The organism is Tumebacillus permanentifrigoris (assembly GCF_003148565.1).
Taxonomy (GTDB): domain Bacteria; phylum Bacillota; class Bacilli; order Tumebacillales; family Tumebacillaceae; genus Tumebacillus; species Tumebacillus permanentifrigoris.
In genome coordinates this window covers 235864-249987 of the sequence record NZ_QGGL01000005.1, presented here as the reverse complement: position 1 = coordinate 249987, position 14124 = coordinate 235864, and the positions used below count along the sequence as shown (strand labels likewise).

At 55.9% G+C, this 14124-nt stretch carries 13 protein-coding genes and 7 tRNA genes; 17 read left to right on the top strand and 3 right to left on the bottom strand.

All coding sequences use genetic code 11. The features are described from left to right. The first annotated feature begins 7 nt into the window (after positions 1-7). The 6 genes from C7459_RS07710 (at position 8) to C7459_RS07685 (ending at position 7852) form a co-directional block, all read left to right on the top strand. On the top strand, positions 8-1915 hold the full coding sequence (locus tag C7459_RS07710; RefSeq protein WP_109688033.1) for a PAS domain S-box protein: 1908 nt from the start codon (positions 8-10) through the stop codon (positions 1913-1915). Positions 1916-2253: 338 nt separating this feature from the next. Next, positions 2254-2451 (top strand): NUDIX hydrolase, encoded by a 198-nt coding sequence (locus C7459_RS07705; protein WP_109688031.1) that lies wholly within the window; start codon positions 2254-2256, stop codon positions 2449-2451. Beyond that, positions 2451-3422 carry a S41 family peptidase gene (locus C7459_RS07700; RefSeq protein WP_109688029.1) on the top strand — a complete coding sequence of 324 codons (972 nt, stop codon included), beginning with the start codon at positions 2451-2453 and terminating at the stop codon, positions 3420-3422. The genes C7459_RS07705 and C7459_RS07700 overlap by 1 nt, the downstream gene beginning before the upstream one ends. 77 nt (positions 3423-3499) lie before the next feature. Continuing rightward, positions 3500-5050, top strand: coding sequence for a Ppx/GppA phosphatase family protein (locus C7459_RS07695; protein ID WP_109688027.1), 1551 nt, complete (start codon positions 3500-3502; stop codon positions 5048-5050). After that, the gene (locus tag C7459_RS07690; protein WP_109688025.1) at positions 5050-5652 is read left to right on the top strand and encodes an HD domain-containing protein; all 603 of its coding nucleotides are present in this window, start codon (positions 5050-5052) and stop codon (positions 5650-5652) included. Before C7459_RS07695 ends, C7459_RS07690 begins: the two co-directional genes overlap by 1 nt. A gap of 67 nt (positions 5653-5719) precedes the next feature. Further along, a complete protein-coding gene (locus tag C7459_RS07685; protein ID WP_109688023.1) occupies positions 5720-7852 on the top strand; it encodes an RNA degradosome polyphosphate kinase in 2133 nt (710 codons plus the stop codon). A 128-nt stretch (positions 7853-7980) separates the two neighbouring features. Here the strand turns inward: C7459_RS07685 and C7459_RS07680 are convergent, their stop codons facing one another. The 3 genes from C7459_RS07680 to C7459_RS07670 form a co-directional block, all read right to left on the bottom strand. Continuing rightward, a complete protein-coding gene (locus C7459_RS07680) occupies positions 7981-8334 on the bottom strand; it encodes a group I truncated hemoglobin (RefSeq protein WP_109688021.1) in 354 nt (117 codons plus the stop codon). Positions 8335-8410: 76 nt separating this feature from the next. Further along, positions 8411-9088 carry a Crp/Fnr family transcriptional regulator gene (locus C7459_RS07675; protein WP_109688019.1) on the bottom strand — a complete coding sequence of 226 codons (678 nt, stop codon included), beginning with the start codon at positions 9086-9088 and terminating at the stop codon, positions 8411-8413. A gap of 1 nt (position 9089) precedes the next feature. Continuing rightward, on the bottom strand, positions 9090-9437 hold the full coding sequence (locus C7459_RS07670) for a winged helix-turn-helix transcriptional regulator (protein ID WP_109688017.1): 348 nt from the start codon (positions 9435-9437) through the stop codon (positions 9090-9092). Positions 9438-9567: 130 nt separating this feature from the next. Between C7459_RS07670 and C7459_RS07665 the strand changes: the two genes are divergently transcribed. The 11 genes from C7459_RS07665 (at position 9568) to C7459_RS07615 (ending at position 14110) form a co-directional block, all read left to right on the top strand. Further along, positions 9568-9840: a metal-sensitive transcriptional regulator gene (locus tag C7459_RS07665; protein ID WP_109688015.1), complete on the top strand. Its 273-nt coding sequence runs from the start codon at positions 9568-9570 to the stop codon at positions 9838-9840. Positions 9841-9857: 17 nt separating this feature from the next. After that, positions 9858-12065 (top strand): heavy metal translocating P-type ATPase, encoded by a 2208-nt coding sequence (locus tag C7459_RS07660; protein WP_109688013.1) that lies wholly within the window; start codon positions 9858-9860, stop codon positions 12063-12065. 22 nt (positions 12066-12087) lie between these two features. Next, a complete protein-coding gene (gene copZ / locus C7459_RS07655) occupies positions 12088-12291 on the top strand; it encodes a copper chaperone CopZ (RefSeq protein ID WP_109688011.1) in 204 nt (67 codons plus the stop codon). 264 nt (positions 12292-12555) lie between these two features. Then, positions 12556-12647, top strand: a tRNA-Ser gene (locus tag C7459_RS07650). 16 nt (positions 12648-12663) lie between these two features. Next, positions 12664-12740, top strand: a tRNA-Met gene (locus tag C7459_RS07645). Positions 12741-12754: 14 nt separating this feature from the next. Beyond that, positions 12755-12838: transfer RNA gene (locus C7459_RS07640), tRNA-Tyr, on the top strand. Positions 12839-12858: 20 nt separating this feature from the next. Further along, positions 12859-12934: transfer RNA gene (locus tag C7459_RS07635), tRNA-Ala, on the top strand. Between the two features lie 6 nt (positions 12935-12940). Then, positions 12941-13016 (top strand) — tRNA-Asn (locus C7459_RS07630). A 1-nt stretch (position 13017) separates the two neighbouring features. After that, positions 13018-13093, top strand: a tRNA-Thr gene (locus tag C7459_RS07625). A 7-nt stretch (positions 13094-13100) separates the two neighbouring features. After that, positions 13101-13175: transfer RNA gene (locus C7459_RS07620), tRNA-Gly, on the top strand. A 128-nt stretch (positions 13176-13303) separates the two neighbouring features. Beyond that, positions 13304-14110 carry an endonuclease/exonuclease/phosphatase family protein gene (locus tag C7459_RS07615; protein WP_109688009.1) on the top strand — a complete coding sequence of 269 codons (807 nt, stop codon included), beginning with the start codon at positions 13304-13306 and terminating at the stop codon, positions 14108-14110. Positions 14111-14124: the final 14 nt, after the last annotated feature.

The window sequence follows — 14124 nt, the reverse complement described above, 5'->3', positions numbered from 1 at the left end:
CGAGGCGATGACAGTGGGACAGGATCAAATGGTCAATATCCTCATGGTCGATGACCGCCCGGAAAACATCCTAGCGCTGGAGGCCGTGCTGCAACAGCCGCACTATCGACTCGTCAGCGCGACATCGGGTGAGGAAGCGTTGAAATGTGTATTAAAAGAAGAGTTTGCCGTGATTCTACTCGACGTGCAGATGCCAGGGATGAACGGGTTTGAGACCGCCAAGCTGATCAAAGCGCGCGAACGCTCGCGCCATATCCCGATCATCTTCATCACCGCGATCCACCAAGCGACCGAGCATGTCCATCATGGCTACGCAGTTGGGGCCAATGATTATCTTTTCAAACCGTTCCATCCTGACACGCTCCGGCTCAAAGTGGAAAGCTTCGTGAAGATCCATCGCGACCGCGAGATTTTGAAGCAGCGGACGCGTGAGCTGGAGGAGGCCAACAAACTCCTCAAGCGCACGAGTGCAGAGTTGCGCCGCACCGAAGCGTTGGCGCGGGTGATCGGGGAAACGTCGCGGGACACGATCGTGACCTACGACGATGCGGGGCAGATTCTCTCGGTCAACCGAGCCGTGGTGGAGATGTTCGGCTATGAGCAGTCCGCACTGCTCGGGCAACCGATCACCACGCTGGTCAACGTGGCAGGCGGCGAGATCGGGCGCACAGTTGAATCGACAGCCGTGCGCCAAGACGGTATGACGTTCCCGGTTGACATGCAGGTTGGAGAAGCCTCACTGGAGGGTCTGCAGATCTATGTCTGCTCGATTCGCGACATCACGGAACGCAAGCAGATCGAGGAATCGCGCACACAACAATACCAAGTGCTGGAGCAATTGGTGGTCGAACGCACACAGGACCTCTACCGCTCACAGGAGCGGTTCCGCAAAATTTTTCAGTCCAGCCCGAGTCTGATCGCGATTCGTTCGAGAAAGGATCACCGCTATCTGGATGTCAACGATTACTGGGTCCGTGTGACCGGCTATCGGGCGGAGGATGTGCGCGGTGCGACCGCCGATCTGTTGCGCTTGCGAGCGGAAGGTGCCGAGGAGCAGTTGGAGGGGGACCCGGAGTGGCAGCGCAGCGTGCGCAATGCGCGGGTCAGCTACTTGACGCGTGGCGATGAGGTGCGTCAGGGCTTGCTCTCAACAGAAGAGATCGAATTGCACGGCGAACCATGCCAGTTGATCCTGATCACCGACATCACCGACCGCGTGATGTGGGAAAAAGAGATGGCGCGGCTGGAGCGCTTGAATTTGATCGGCGAGATGGGCGCAGGCATCGCCCACGAGATTCGCAACCCGATGACCACCGTGCGTGGCTTTTTGCAGATGTCCAAGAAAAATGCCACTCATCCGCTGCACGAGTACATCGAATTGATGGTCTCAGAGCTCGACCGGGCAAACGCGATCATCACTGAGTTCCTGACGCTCGCCAAAAACAAAACCACGAACCGCGAAACGACCTCGCTCAACGCGATCATCGATGCGATTTTCCCGCTGATTCAAGCGGAGGCGTTGCTGTCAGACAAGGACGTACAGATCGAGCTCGGCAACGTGCCGGCGTTGGAGCTGGATGAAAAGGAAATTCGCCAGGTGATCCTCAACCTCGCGCTCAACGGCTTGGAAGCGATGTCTGCTGGCGGCTTGCTGACGATCCGCACACAGGTGGACGGTGCGGATGTGATCTTGGAAATTCACGACCAAGGGCCGGGGATTCCTCCAGAGATGATGGAGAAAATCGGGACACCGTTCGTCACGACCAAGGAGACGGGCACCGGTCTCGGCCTCGCCGTCTGCTACAGCGTGGCGGCACGACACGGTGCAGCGATCGAAGTGCGAACTGGCGAAACGGGCACGACATTTCTCGTGCGCTTTGCGTGTGCCGGGGCAGAACAAAAAAGCCAAGGGTAAAGACCCTTGGCTTTTATTTATGCAAAAAAGCCGACGGGACATCGCCCTCGGCTACCTTACTTGTGTAGTTGCCAGACAGGAGTGAACTATCGAAACGCCGCATGCCCTACCTCTCATGCGACCATATGGCTCCGAGGCCACGCCTGTTGTGAATCGTGGGAAAGTCTAAGATCTATTGATACAGTACACACCGTAATAGCTCTCTGCATACACACTACTGTCTAGCTACATAACCTTCCTCCAGTATACACGGATTTCAGAAAAACGCAAGACTTTGGCAAAACGTGCCAGATCGGGTATTCTAGTTTTCAGAAGAAACCTGCAGAGGATGGATGAATGTGGCACAGCGATTTACGATGCCGGTTGCGGCGCAGTTGACGGGTGAAATTGTCAACCGGGAACCAGAAAAGTGTGACGAGCTGTCGTGGCATCCGTTTGAGGCGTTGCCAGACAACATGATCCCGTACATCCGTCGTGCAATAGAGAACTACCGGGATCAAGCGTGGTTTTCAAGTTTTGGCTGGGGGGAAGTGTGATGGAGCAGATGCGGGGATGGGAGACGATGGTCGAAGCGTTGGCGGAACAATTGACGGCGAGTTATGTGTTCCCGCAGGTAGGTGCTGCGATGGCGGAGGCAGTCCGGCGCAAGTGGCTCGCGGGCGGGTATCGCCACGTGGAATCAGCGGTCGGATTGGCCGAACAGCTGACAGACGACTTGCGCAACATCAGCCGGGATCTGCATGTGAAGGTGTTCTACAGCGAGGAACTCATTGCGCACGATGATGGCGAGCAATTGCCGTACTGGCAAGGTGCGGAGGCAGTGAATTTTGGATTCGCGAAAGTCGAGCGGTTGACTGGAAATGTCGGGTATCTGAAACTAGACGCGTTTTTGCCACCTGAACGAGCCGGCGAGACGCTGGGCGGAGCGCTGGCTTTTTTGGCGCATACGGAAGCGATGATCCTCGACCTGCGCGAGAATCGCGGTGGGGAGCCGGGGATGGTGCAGTTGCTGTGCAGTTATTTCCTCGCGGCACAACCCGTGTTGCTGAACACGATCTATGCGCGGGAGACAGACACGACGCGCCAGTTTTGGAGTTTGCCTGTCCTGCCGGGCAGGAGGTATCTAGACAAGCCCGTCTACATCCTGACCAGCCGGATGACGTTCTCAGCGGCAGAGGAATTTTCCTACAACCTCCAGCACTTGCAACGGGCGACGCTCGTCGGTGAAGTGACGCGCGGCGGGGCGAATCCGGGAAAGGTCTTCCGCTTGCAGGACCACTTCCGCGTGTTCATCCCCACACAGCGTTCGATCAACCCGATTACGCAGAGCAACTGGGAAGGAACGGGCGTGACGCCAGATGTGCAGCTTCCGGCGGCGGAGGCGCTTGCGTGGGCGCATCGCGAGGCGGTGCAAGCGATCGTCGCCAAAGTCGAGGCAGATCCAGAACACTATCCGTATGGTCGATTTCGGAATGAAGTGCGCGAGTTGAAGGCAACACTAAACTAGCAGTATGGAAAGCATTCCTGCATGGGGGTGCTTTTTTTAGTATAATAAGAGATAAACCCAAGTAAAGTAGGGATCCTGTGCAAAAACAAACACAATCACAACTCGCCATCATCGATCTAGGCTCCAACTCCGCGCGCCTGGTTATCTATGAACAGGATGCACAAGGGTTGCTGTACGAATCTGAAAACGTCAAGCGCGTCCTGCGCCTCAGTTCGCATCTCGTCAATGGCAAGCTCGACGACCGAGGTGTGCAGACGACGCTCGACTGTATGCGCCATTTCAAGGAAATCTGCGAAGGGCGCGGCGTGACCGAAGTTGTCGGCGTCGCCACTGCGGCGATGCGCCAAGCTCGCAACGGCCCCGCCCTGCGCGACCAGATTCAGCAAGAGACCGGTTTTGACTTTCGAATCCTCACAGGCCCGGAGGAAGCCCACTACGGCTATCTGGCCGTGGTGAACTCCATGAACATTCGCGACGCTTTCACTGTTGACATCGGTGGCGGTTCCACGGAAGTGACGTGGGTGGAGGAACGTGCCTGCGTACATAAAATCTCCTTTCCGTTTGGCGCGGTGACGCTGACACAGCTCTTTTTCAAAAGCGATCTGCCGAGCCGTGAAGAACTTGGCCAACTGGAACTGTTCCTCCGGCAACAGTTTGCGGGGGCCCCGTGGTTGACCATGCGCAAGCGTCCGGTGCCGTTGATCGCTCTCGGTGGAGCGGCGCGCAACGTCGGCAATATGCACCAGCGAAAAAACAACTACTCGTTCCCGAGCTTGCACCATTACATCTTGCCGCGTGCCGAGATTGTGGAGACCTATCAAACCCTCGCCAAAACGCCGCTCGACAAGCGCAAGAAAATCAAGGGCCTCTCCAAGGACCGCGCCGACATCATCGTCGCCGCCAGTGCGGTTTTTCAAGTGTTGATGGAGCTGACCGGCAGCGAGGAATTCGTGATCTCCACCAAAGGTCTGCGCGAAGGGCTGCTGTTCGAGCGCATCTTGCAAGAGCAGAACCTCGAGTATCTGGACGACGTCAGCCTGTACAGCGCGCATCAATGGATGAAGCGCTACCGAGTTGATGCTCCGCGTGCCGAACATGTCAGCCGACTCGCGATCTCCCTGTTCGACCAACTCAACGACCAAGGCTTGCTGCTGGCCGGGTATGAGGAGCGCCGACTGTTGAAGATTTCTGGGCTTTTGCAAGACATCGGCCTGTCGATCAACGTGTATGATGCGGCGAAGCATACGTTTTACCTGATTACGAACGTGCTGTTGTTTGGCATGACGCATCGTCAGCGCTTGATCACCGCCTTGCTCGCCTCTTACAAAAACGACAAGAAACTCGAAAAGCAGTTCATGCAGCACACCGACATGCTCCCCGCCGCTGAACTGTCGGGGATCAAACGCCTCGCGTTGCTCGGACTGCTCGCCCGCACGCTGGATCGCCCACTGACCAACCAAGTCCGCTCAATCTCCTTGGAAAAGCGCGGCAACGAATGCATGGTCATCTGCCAAGTGATCGAGCAGCATCTCGTCGACCAAGCGCAAGTGACGGAGATCTTGGACGCGATGAGCAAATCGTTCCGTCAAACATTCAGGCTTGAACTTGTCGAAAAGGGGATCACTTGATGGAAGCCAACGTGCAACGAATTCAGGAAAAGTATAGTGCGAATGTCCTGCACGCCAACCATGTCACACAGCTCGCTCTGCGCCTGTATGATGACCTGCTCGATTTGACGGAGCTGGATAACGCTCGCGACCGCTCGTACTTAGAGCATGCCGCCAGCCTGCACGACATCGGGCATTTCGTGAACCGAAAAAAGCACCATCACCACAGCTATCACCTGATCAGCTCCGATTGCTTGTTGGACGAGTGGCCGGAGAAACTGCGCTTGTGGACAGCTGTGTTGGCGCTCAATCATCGCAACAAAAAGCTGCGTCTCGAAGCGCTCAACGCCAAGCACCACGACCGCGCCGGCTCGCTGATCGCCCTCCTGCGCATGGCGGACGCACTCGATTATGAGCACGACCAGTCTGTGCAGATTGAACGGATCGAAATTGAATGGGAGGCACAGCAGGTGCATCTGCACGTGCAGGGACTTCCAACTGCGGAGCACACGGAGCGTCTGCAAGGGAAGTTCCAATTGGCCTGCCACGTCTGGGACATGCAGTTCCTGTTGCACAGCGTCGAGGAGAACAGGCAACCCATTTTGCTCTCCTCGTCTACTTGAGCCCAATCAAACTCATACTAGAAACTACTTATCTCAACTGTTCCCCTTCAAAGGAGTCACATTTACAATGGACCATTTCGACCAACCTGAGTTTTATATCAACCGAGAACTGAGCTGGCTTTCCTTCAACGAGCGCGTGATGGAAGAGGCGATGGACAGCAGCAACCCGCTCTTGGAGCGCTTAAAATTTCTCGCCATCGCCAGCTCCAATCTCGACGAGTTCTTCATGGTGCGCGTCGCAGGATTGCTCGACCTGCTCAAATCGGGCATCAACAAGCCTGATTCCAAGGCGGCGATGACACCGATGGAACAACTGAGCGCCATCGCCGAGCGGGTACACAAAATCGTCGAGCGGATGTACGACATCCTCGACGACCACGTTTTGGTCGAGCTGCGCGACGAGCACATCCATTTTTTGAAACCGTCGGAGCTGAGTGAAGCGCAACGCGAGTTTCTCGAAGACTATTATTACAACTACATCTTCCCAGTCCTGACCCCGCTGGCCGTCGACGCCTCACACCCGTTCCCACACCTCGCCAACAAGAGTTTGAACCTTGGCGTGTTGTTGAGTGCGGAGCCAGGCAACACCAATCCGAAAAACTACCTGTTTGCCGTCGTGCAGGTCCCGTCGATGCTGCCGCGCTTCATCGAAATTCCCTCCGAAGACCCGGCGGACAAGAACTTCATCTTGATCGAAGACGTGATCTGCCTGCACATGCACTTCCTGTTCTCAGGACTCCAGATCGTCGAGAGCTCCGGCTTTCGGATCACTCGCGATGCGGATATGACGTTTGATGAGGAAACGACAGAAGACCTGATGCAGGAGATCCAGAAAGAGTTGAAAAAGCGCCGCATGGGCGTCGCGGTGCGCTTGGAAGTGGCGGCGACGATCTCGCAGACGCTGCGTGAGATGCTGGTCGACTGGTTGGACTTGACCGACCATGATGTCTACGAGATTGATGGGCCGATCGATTCCACGTTTTTCATGAAGTTTAGCAGCGCGTTGCCTGGGTTCGATCATCTCCGCTTTGAAGAGCTCGACCCGAAACCGCCGCACGATCTGATCGGGGAGAACGGGATCTTCGAAGCGATCGCGCACAAGGACGTCCTCGTATTCCACCCGTATGAGTCATTTGACCCGGTGCTGCACTTCATCGCACAGGCGGCCGATGACCCGAACGTGTTGGCGATCAAACAGACGCTCTACCGCGTAGGGGGCAAGTCGCCGATCGTCTCCGCTCTGGTACGCGCCGCGGAAAATGGCAAGCAGGTCACCGTGTTGCTGGAGATCAAGGCGAGGTTCGACGAGGAGAACAACATCGTCTGGGCGAAAAAGCTTGAGAAAGCCGGGTGCCACGTGATCTACGGGCTGAAGGGGCTGAAAACGCACTCCAAGATCACGCTCGTCGTGCGCCAAGAAGGCAACCAACTCCGTCGCTATGTACATTTAAGCACCGGCAATTACAACGAGACGACCGCCCGGATCTACACCGACCTCGGCATGTTCTCTGCGCGTGAGGAACTCGGGTACGACGCGACCGAGTTTTTCAACCACTTGACCGGATACGCCACCAAGCCGGATTGGGAAGAGATCGTCACCGCTCCGAGCGGCTTGAAGGCGAAACTGATCGAGATGATCGACCGTGAAATCGAAGCCTCCACCCTTGACAAGCCAGGCTTGATCATCGCGAAAATGAACTCGCTGACCGACAACATGCTGATCAAAGCCCTCTACCGGGCATCGTGCGCCGGGGTGCGGGTCGAATTGATCGTGCGCGGCATCTGTTGCCTGCGTCCAGGAATTCCGGACGTCAGTGAGAATATCCGCGTCTCCAGCATCGTCGGACGCTTCCTCGAACACAGCCGGATGTTCTACTTCCAGAACGGCGGCGACGATGAAGTCTATCTCTCTAGCGCAGACTGGATGACGCGGAACATGGACCATCGGGTGGAGATTCTGTTCCCTGTCAAACAGGTGGACCTCAAGGAGCGTCTCGTCCACATCCTGAACATCCAACTCAAAGACAACGTCAAACGCCATGAACTCCTCGCCAACGGCAACTATCAAAAAGTTCGTCCCGGACATGGCGTGTGGTTGGACAGTCAGATGTACTTGCTGCAGTCGGTGGAGAAGACCGTGCAAGCCAAGGAGATGCAAAACTTTGTGAACCGCTTGGTTCCGAAGTCATCGATCACATGAACAGAAAAACCAGAGGGGAGACTCCCTCTGGTTTTTTTAGATCATCAAGCGAACCTGTGCGTTTGAGAAAAAGCCGACGGGGTGAGCCGTCGGCTTTTTGCTACACGGTGAAGTTTAGGAGAAAGCGGTTACTTGTAGAGTACAGCGTCTTTCAAGGTTGCGATCTTGTTGATGACCGCGTCGATGTCTTCTTGCGGGACGTTGAAGTCGGCCAGCGCGGCAGACAGATGTGTCGCGATCGCGTTGAAGTGCTCCGGTTGCAAATTCATGCCTTCATGTGCTTTTTCCATCGATTTGCCGCTGTATTGCTTCGGGCCGCCGAGGGCGAAGGAGATGAAGGCCGATTGGTGACGGCGTTGCTTGTCCATATCGGTGTTGGCAAAATATTTGTTGACAATGTCGTCAGCCAGTACGCGGGTATAGAAGTTTTCGACCACAGCAGAGATCGATTCTTCGCCGCCGAGTTTTTCGTAGAGAGACATGTGTTTTCCTCCTTGTGTGTTCCAGTTGATCTGTACCTATCGTACCAAGATCGAAAAAGGTGTGTAGTGATAAAAATCACAGGAGTTGCTCTAATTTCCCAACATCGAGAATCATGTGCAGATCGCTACAAGTCTCGACCGCGCCGTCGCGCTTCAATTGGTTGAGCATCCGGTTGACCGTCTCGCGCGAAGTGCCGATCATGTTCGCGAGTTCTTGATTGGTGATCGACACATTCAAGCGCTGGCGACCCCCGCAGGGTTCCCCATGCAGACGAGAGAGCCGGACCAACATCAGGACGAGCCGCCCATGCGTGTCGTGCATGACCATCTCCGAGAGGCGCGCTTGCAACTCCATGTACTTGTGTTCGATCACGGCGAGCAACTTCAAGCACAGTGTGGGCGTAGATTCGATCAAGTGGCGGAAGCGGGCGGTGGAAAGTGTGAGCATCTCGCCGCTCTCGATCATCACCGCGTGCGCCGGATAGGTGCCCGTGGAGAAAAAGCCGACATGTGGAAACATGTCGCCCTCTTGCAACACGGTGACGACCTGTTCGCGACCGGCCTCGTCGTTGCGGTAGATTTTCACTTTGCCACTGATGATGAAGTACACCGTATGTAGCGGATCACCTTGCAGAAACAGTCCTGTCTTGTCAGCGAAATTTCGACGGAGGAGGAGCTGGGATACCTTCGACAGCTCCTCCTCATCCAATCCGCTGAACAGCGGAATATTGGCTAATACATGTAGGGTTTCCATTTTATTCAGCAGCAATACGCATGGGATCGACATCCATTTTTTCCATATGGCCCACGCCCCACTGGCACATCAGGCGGAGCAACGGGCGCAAGGACTCGCCGTACTCGGTCATCGAGTACTCGACTTTTGGTGGAACTTCGGCGTAGACGGTGCGCAAAATCAGCCCGTCCTGCTCCAATTCCCGCAACTGTTGGGTCAGCATCTTCTGCGTGACACCGGGAATCATACGCTTGAGGTCGCCAAAGCGCACCACTTGGTCTTGCAACCGCCAAAGGATCAGGGCTTTCCATTTCCCGCCGATCACATCGAGCGTGGCCTCGACGGGGCAATTGAATCTCGTAGCTGGCATAACTCCGTTCCCTCCCATACTCATCTCTTTTGTTTATTATATAAGAAAAAGGTGGGTAGAAAAAAGCACATAGGTTGACGGGTTGGAGGTTTGAGGCGTACAATGGATACCGTAGGGGGGTATGGTTTAGATGCACCAATCGGAACGCGACAAAGAAACGCTGATCAAAAACCTGCGGAAGATCGAAGGGCAGATTCGCGGTGTGCAAAAAATGATCGAGGACGACCGGTACTGCATCGACATCCTCGTGCAACTGGCAGCAATCAAATCGGCAAGCCACAAAATCGGGCTCAAGCTCTTGGAAAGCCATACGCGCGGATGCGTGACGACCGCGATCCGCGACGGGGGCGGCGATGATCATATCGCCGAACTGATGGACGTCATGCGCGTGTTTACGAAATAGGGGGAGGGGGTATCCCGATGGAAAAAGTAACCCTGCAGATCACAGGCATGACCTGTGCCGCTTGCTCCGCACGGATCGAGAAGGTCGTGCGCAAGCTTGAAGGTGTCGAGGAAGCCCATGTGAACTTGACGATGGAGCGAGCGACGGTCGCATTTGACCCTGCGAAATTGGCGACGGGTGACCTCATCGCCCGCGTGGAAAAACTGGGCTTTGGCGCCCAGACGATAGAGGAAGGCAAGCCGAAGCTAAACCAAGACGCGGCTTGGAAGCGTCAGGTCGCGCTGTTTTGGATGTCGGCGGTGTTGACACTGCCGTTTTTACTCGTGATGTTGGAGATGGTGGGCATACCAGCCGCTCCAGATGTGCTGATGAACCCCTATATCCAATGGGCGTTGGCCACGCCGATTCAGTTCCTCGCCGGGTGGGGATTCTACGTGGGAGCGTATAAGTCCCTCCGGAACAAGAGCGCGAACATGGACGTCCTCGTCGCGCTGGGCACCTCCAGCGCGTACTTGTACAGCGTGTGGATGATCCTGCGCGGCGGGAATCATGTCTACTTTGAAACCAGTGCGGTGATCATCACGCTGATCCAACTGGGCAAGATCTTTGAACACTTAGCAAAATCGCGCACATCGGAAGCGATCTCGAAATTGCTCCATCTACAGGCCAAGACCGCGCGCGTGCTGCGTGAGGGGCGCGAGGTGGATGTGGCGATCGAGGAGGTGCGCGTTGGCGACGTGGTGCTGGTGCGTCCAGGGGAGAAGATCCCGGTCGATGGCACCGTGCTGGATGGCTCCTCGAACGTGGAGGAATCGATGCTGACCGGTGAATCGATCCCGGTCACCAAGCAGCCAGGTGATGCGGTCTACGGCGCGACGTTGAACGGCAACGGGGCTCTGTCATTTCGTGTCGAGCGCATCGGGAGCGAGACGGTGCTGGCGCAGATCATCCGCGTCGTGGAGGATGCGCAAGGATCAAAAGCGCCGATCCAGCGGTTGGCAGATGTGATCTCAGGAGTATTTGTCCCGATCGTCGTCGGTCTCGCGCTGGTGACATTTCTCGTCTGGTACTTCCTGCTGAACGGGACGATGGACGATGCCCTCTCGATGGCGCTGATGAACGCTACGGCGGTGTTGGTGATCGCCTGTCCCTGTGCGCTCGGTCTCGCCACACCGACTTCGATCATGGTCGGGACCGGCAAGGGGGCAGAGCAAGGCGTGCTGTTCAAAGGTGGCGAACATCTCGAAACGCTCCAAAAATCCAGCGTGATCCTGCTCGACAAAACGGGCACGATCACCACGGGTCGCCCCTCCGTCACCGACATCATCCTCGCCTCCAGCACGACGCAGGAGGCGAAGCGAGAAGCCAGCCACTTGCTGCGCCTCGCAGCGATTGCAGAAAAGCGCTCTGAGCATCCGCTCGCCAGCGCGATCGTGGCTGCAGGGGAGGCAGAGGCAGATTTGCCCGATCCTGAGGCATTTGAAGCCCTCACAGGACGCGGGGTGCGCGCACGGGTGGAGGGTCGCGATCTGTTGATCGGCACCCGACGCTTGATGCAGGAGGAAGGAATCAGCACAACGAACGTATACCAAGAGTTGGAGATCGAGATGGAACGTCTGGAGCAGGAGGGCAAGACGGTGATGATCGTCGCGGTGGACAGCGTCCCTGCCGGACTGATCGCAGTCGCTGACACGATCAAGGAATCCTCCCGCCAAGCGATTGTCGAACTGCAAAAACTCGGCCTGCGCGTCATCATGGTCACGGGCGACAACAGCCGCACTGCTGCTGCCATCGCTCGCCTCGTGGGGGTCGATGAGGTGCTCGCGGAGGTGCTTCCAGAAGCCAAGGCAGATGCCGTCAAGCGTTACCAGACCGAGGGTCGGGTGGTGGCGATGGTCGGGGATGGGATCAACGACGCTCCAGCGTTGGCGACTGCTGATATCGGCATCGCGGTTGGAACGGGGGCTGACGTCGCGCTGGAAGCGGCTGATGTCACGCTGATCGGCGGTGATCTGCAGGGGGTCGTGCGGGCGATTCGGCTGTCGCGAGCGACGATCCGCAACATCCGCCAAGGCCTGTTCTGGGCGCTGGCCTACAACGTGATCGGCATCCCGATCGCCGCTGCAGGGTTGTTGTTGCCCTGGGTAGCCGGGGCCGCGATGGCGTTCAGTTCCGTATCGGTTGTGTTGAATGCCTTGCGCCTCAAGCGCATCAAGCTAGACTAACAGATTGAGAGGAGTCACAATCATGGAACAGATCACCCTGAAAGTCGAAGGCATGTCCTGCGGACATTGCAAAGCAGCCGTTGAAAGCGCCCTGCAGCAAGCGGGGGTTAACCAAGCGTCCGTCAACTTGGAAACTGGCACCGTCGAGGTCCACTACGACCCGCAAAAACTCTCCGTCGGCCAACTGCGCGACACCATCGAGGACGCAGGCTACGATGTCGTCTAAGGCAGCATTCCCGAAAAAACGGCAAGCGCGTTAAACCGCGTCTGCCGTTTTTTTATGATCTGATTTAAATCATTCTCGACACCTATGAAAAAGGATGATCCACCATTCTAGAGAAAGCAAGGGAGAGACCAGTGCGTTATTTGTCTACTTCTGAGCGAAAATGTCGATTGAGAGATTCATAGGGAGCGTGGTATATTTCTTCTTGTCGCCGCCACGATAACTTTTCGTCGGTCACGATGAAAGAAAAGTAACAATTGCATACATGGAGAGATGTCCGAGTTTGGTCGAAGGAGCACGATTGGAAATCGTGTAGGCGGGAAACCGTCTCAAGGGTTCGAATCCCTTTCTCTCCGCCATCTTCAAAATTCCTGTGGCGGTGTAGCTCAGCTGGCTAGAGCATTCGGTTCATACCCGGAGGGTCGGGGGTTCGAATCCCTCCGCCGCTACCAAATTTACTTTTCGTGGAGAGGTACCAAAGTGGCCAAATGGGGCGGACTGTAAATCCGTTGCGTAAGCTTCGAAGGTTCGAATCCTTCTCTCTCCACCATTTTCTTTCTTGTTCCTTCTGGGGGGTTAGCTCAGTTGGTAGAGCACCTGCCTTGCAAGCAGGGGGTCAGCGGTTCGAATCCGCTACTCTCCACCAGATTATTCCTCGATAGCTCAGTTGGTAGAGCGCCCGACTGTTAATCGGATGGTCGCAAGTTCGAGTCTTGCTCGGGGAGCCACGCCTTTTTAGCTCAGTAGGTAGAGCGCATCCATGGTAAGGATGAGGTCATCGGTTCGATTCCGGTAAAAGGCACCATGTCCACGCGGAAGTGGCTCAGGGGTAGAGCATCGCCTTGCCAAGGCGAGGGTCGTGGGTTCGAATCCCATCTTCCGCTCCACATGTCAGGACGAAAATGCCTTGTTGATCTACGGATCAACAAGGCATTTTTTTCACCCTCCATTGTCAGAAAATAAAAATTACTCTATACTGATTGTACAGTCATAGATAGGGTATGAGGTGAAAGGGATGAAGCAAGGAAGATGGTTCAGTTTGTTGGCGGCAGGATGTCTCCTGATCCTCGCCGTGCCTCATACCGAGCGGACAAGCTTTGCACAAGCGGATCTGCAAGCGCAGACGGTGACAACTGGCGAAGTGAAACAGCTAAAAGTAGCCACCTATAACATCCACATCGGCAAGGATGCTGAAAATAATCTGAATCTTGAAGAAACAATTCAGGCGTTACAAGCGACCGGCGCAGATATCATCGGCCTGCAGGAAGTGGAGCGACACAGCCCGCGCTCGAAGTTTGAAGACCAGCCGCGCTTGATCTCCGAGGCGCTGGGCCTCAACTATCACTTCGAATCCGCGCTGACTGTCGGTCCCTTCGAATTCGGCAATGTCCTGCTCTCGCGCTACCCGATTCTCGCAACGGAACGCATCGAGCTGAAAAGTCGCAAGGAAGACCGAGTCGCCCTGCTCGCTACGTTGCAAGTGCAAGGTCAAGCCTTGCGTGTACTTGTCACGCACTTGGGTCTCGTCCAGCAGGAGCGTGCTCGAGATGTGGCAGAACTCAACAAACGGTTGCAAGCTACGGACGGCCCAGTGTTGGTGCTGGGCGACTTCAATACCAATGAACAAGCGGCTGAATTGCAACCGTGGTTGCAACAGTTCCCACCGACAACGCCACAACCAGTCGAAACATTCCCTGGCAGCGGCGAGCAGATCGACTATGTGTTGGCTTCGAAACACTTCCAGAGCACGAACAGTTACACGGTGCCAAGTCCTGCGTCAGATCATCTGCCGCTGGTCAGCGTCTTGGATTGGCAGCGATAAGTTTAGTTCATAAA

Bases quoted from the DNA above. Each gene is read 5' to 3' on its own strand.
- C7459_RS07710 (WP_109688033.1), top strand. From the start codon at position 8: ATGACAGTGGGACAGGATCAAATGGTCAATATCCTCATGGTCGATGAC.
- C7459_RS07700 (WP_109688029.1), top strand. From the start codon at position 2,451: ATGGAGCAGATGCGGGGATGGGAGACGATGGTCGAAGCGTTGGCGGAA.
- C7459_RS07690 (WP_109688025.1), top strand. From the start codon at position 5,050: ATGGAAGCCAACGTGCAACGAATTCAGGAAAAGTATAGTGCGAATGTC.
- C7459_RS07685 (WP_109688023.1), top strand. From the start codon at position 5,720: ATGGACCATTTCGACCAACCTGAGTTTTATATCAACCGAGAACTGAGC.
- C7459_RS07680 (WP_109688021.1), bottom strand. From the start codon at position 8,334: ATGTCTCTCTACGAAAAACTCGGCGGCGAAGAATCGATCTCTGCTGTG.
- C7459_RS07675 (WP_109688019.1), bottom strand. From the start codon at position 9,088: ATGGAAACCCTACATGTATTAGCCAATATTCCGCTGTTCAGCGGATTG.
- C7459_RS07670 (WP_109688017.1), bottom strand. From the start codon at position 9,437: ATGCCAGCTACGAGATTCAATTGCCCCGTCGAGGCCACGCTCGATGTG.
- C7459_RS07665 (WP_109688015.1), top strand. From the start codon at position 9,568: ATGCACCAATCGGAACGCGACAAAGAAACGCTGATCAAAAACCTGCGG.
- C7459_RS07660 (WP_109688013.1), top strand. From the start codon at position 9,858: ATGGAAAAAGTAACCCTGCAGATCACAGGCATGACCTGTGCCGCTTGC.
- copZ (WP_109688011.1), top strand. From the start codon at position 12,088: ATGGAACAGATCACCCTGAAAGTCGAAGGCATGTCCTGCGGACATTGC.
- C7459_RS07615 (WP_109688009.1), top strand. From the start codon at position 13,304: ATGAAGCAAGGAAGATGGTTCAGTTTGTTGGCGGCAGGATGTCTCCTG.